The organism is Bathymodiolus azoricus thioautotrophic gill symbiont (assembly GCF_001298715.1).
Classification (GTDB): Bacteria; Pseudomonadota; Gammaproteobacteria; order PS1; family Pseudothioglobaceae; genus Thiodubiliella.
The window spans coordinates 1-2,101 of the sequence record NZ_CDSC02000441.1; the positions used below are offsets into that span (position 1 = coordinate 1).

Annotated in this window: 2 protein-coding genes and 1 pseudogene; all 3 read right to left on the bottom strand. The window is 35.6% G+C overall.

The genetic code is table 11. From position 1 onward, the window contains the following. A partial coding sequence (locus tag BAZSYMA_RS08385) for a nucleotidyltransferase substrate binding protein (protein WP_143243176.1) occupies positions 1-411 on the bottom strand: 411 nt, incomplete at its 3' end. Next, entirely contained in the window at positions 408-1,856 is a 1,449-nt protein-coding gene (locus BAZSYMA_RS08390; RefSeq protein WP_090717885.1) for a class I SAM-dependent DNA methyltransferase, read from the bottom strand. The genes BAZSYMA_RS08390 and BAZSYMA_RS08385, both read right to left, overlap by 4 nt. Positions 1,857-1,916: 60 nt before the next feature. Beyond that, positions 1,917-2,081 (bottom strand): annotated as a pseudogene (locus BAZSYMA_RS10090) (IS30 family transposase); the annotation flags it as partial. Positions 2,082-2,101 lie beyond the last annotated feature (20 nt).

Here is a 2,101-nt window from a genome sequence, read left to right on the forward strand (position 1 = left end):
TTCAATAAAATCAATGTAAAACTTTTCTAAATGATGGAAATAAGTTTCTTTTAAAGATTTTATAGTTTTGTTAAAATTAGCAAAATTATAAGTATGACTCATCAAATTCCTGTCATTTATCATTGATAGCCAAACATCTGCATCATCTATATATTTACTACTATAAGCTAGTTTTATAACATATTTTGGACTGATTCTGTCAATAATAATGCCGTCATCTTGCATTTTATCTTTAAGGACTTTCCAAGCAAGCTCAAGGGTAAATTCAAATCTTTTAATAAGTCCTTCTTTTTCTAAATCAGATAAAGTGCAAATATCTTCATTTTCCTCAACAACAACTCGCAATAAAGCAAACGCTTTGGCATAGTTTTGAAATCTTTGCTTCCATCTAATGTCTTGTTTTTCATTCATAATAACCGTTTAATAGTTTTTAATATTGTTTTACTTTCTTCATCAAGCTCGGATATTTTTTTAAAAATCTCTTCAGGGCTTCGTAATGCTGCTTCCTCTGGCATGTTGGGATTTTTAACGGACAAATCAAAGGTGGTTTGGTCAATGTCTTCTATCTTTATTGCCCATGAGTTTTCACTCTGGGCACTGGATTTTTGTAATTGGATAAAATCGGCTAAATCTCGCTCATTGAGGGGGTTGGTTTTGCCTAAGTTTCTGTCTAAATTGAGCTGGTAGAACCAAGTTTCCTTGGTGGCTTCGCCTTTGTTGAAAAACAGCACCACGGTTTTTACCCCTGCGCCTGTAAAGGTTCCACCAGGTAAATCTAGCACCGTGTGTAAATTGCAAGTGTTTAATAATTCTTTGCGTAAGGCAATAGAGGCATTATCGGTGTTGCTTAAAAAAGTATTTTTAATCACCACGCCCGCACTACCACCTGCTTTGAGTATTTTAATAAAATGTTGTAGGAATAAGCTGGCAGTTTCTCCTGTTTTTATGGGGAAATTTTGTTGCACTTCTACCCGCTCTTTGCCACCAAAAGGGGGGTTGGCTAAAATAATATCATAGCGGTCTTTTTCTTCAATATCGCTTAAATTTTCAGCCAGGGTATTGGTATGGATAATATTAGGGGCTTCTATCCCATGCAAAATCATATTCATAATGCCGATAATATAAGCAAGGGATTTTTTTTCTTTGCCGTAAAAAGTATTTTTTTGCAAAATTAGGGCTTGTTTTGCGGAGAGATCGGGCTGCTTAAGATAAGCAAACGCCTCTACCAAAAACCCAGCCGAGCCAACTGCCCCATCGTAAACAGTATTACCTATTTTGGGTGAAACTACTTTAACAATGGTTTTAATCAAGGCACGGGGGGTGTAATATTCGCCGCCATTGCGTCCAGCGTTGCCCATGTTTTTAATTTTGCTTTCATATAAGTGACTCATTTCGTGTTTTTCTTGATGCGTTCTAAAACGCAACTCATTAACAAGCGTTATCACTTCTCGTAAATTGTAGCCACTTTGAATGCGATTTTTTAATTCTGAGAAAATTTCACCAATTTTGTATTCAATGGTGTTGGCATTTGTGGCTTGTGCTTTGAATTTTTTTAAATAAGGAAACAACTGATTATTAACAAAATCTAACAAATCATCGCCTGTTAAGGCGTTATGGTCAATATCGCCATTATCAAGTTTTGGCGTTGCCCAAGTTGACCATTGAAATTGAGCAGAAATAATGGGTTGATAAGCTTTTTCAGTGAGTTCGGCTTCTGTTTGCTTGTCTTGCTCTAAATCATCTAAATATTTTAAGAACAACACCCATGAGGTTTGTTCTACATAATCTAACTCGCTACCACAGCCCGCATCTTTATGTAGTATATCGTCTATATTTTTGAAAGTTTGTTCAAACATGGCTTACCGTAGTATTTGCATAATTCAATGGGAGCGAATTCAACCTATAAGTGTAACACTTCAGTTTAAAAAATAGTCTTTACCAGTTAACTCAGCAAAAACCTCAAACGGGGTCTTATACCCCAAGCATTTCCTAGGTCTATTATTCATTAAATCTGTTGCCTTAAACACTTCTTTTTCATTCACCTTATCCAAAGCCATTTGCTTTGGGAAGAATTGCCTTAACGGTTACAAATCAACAAAGG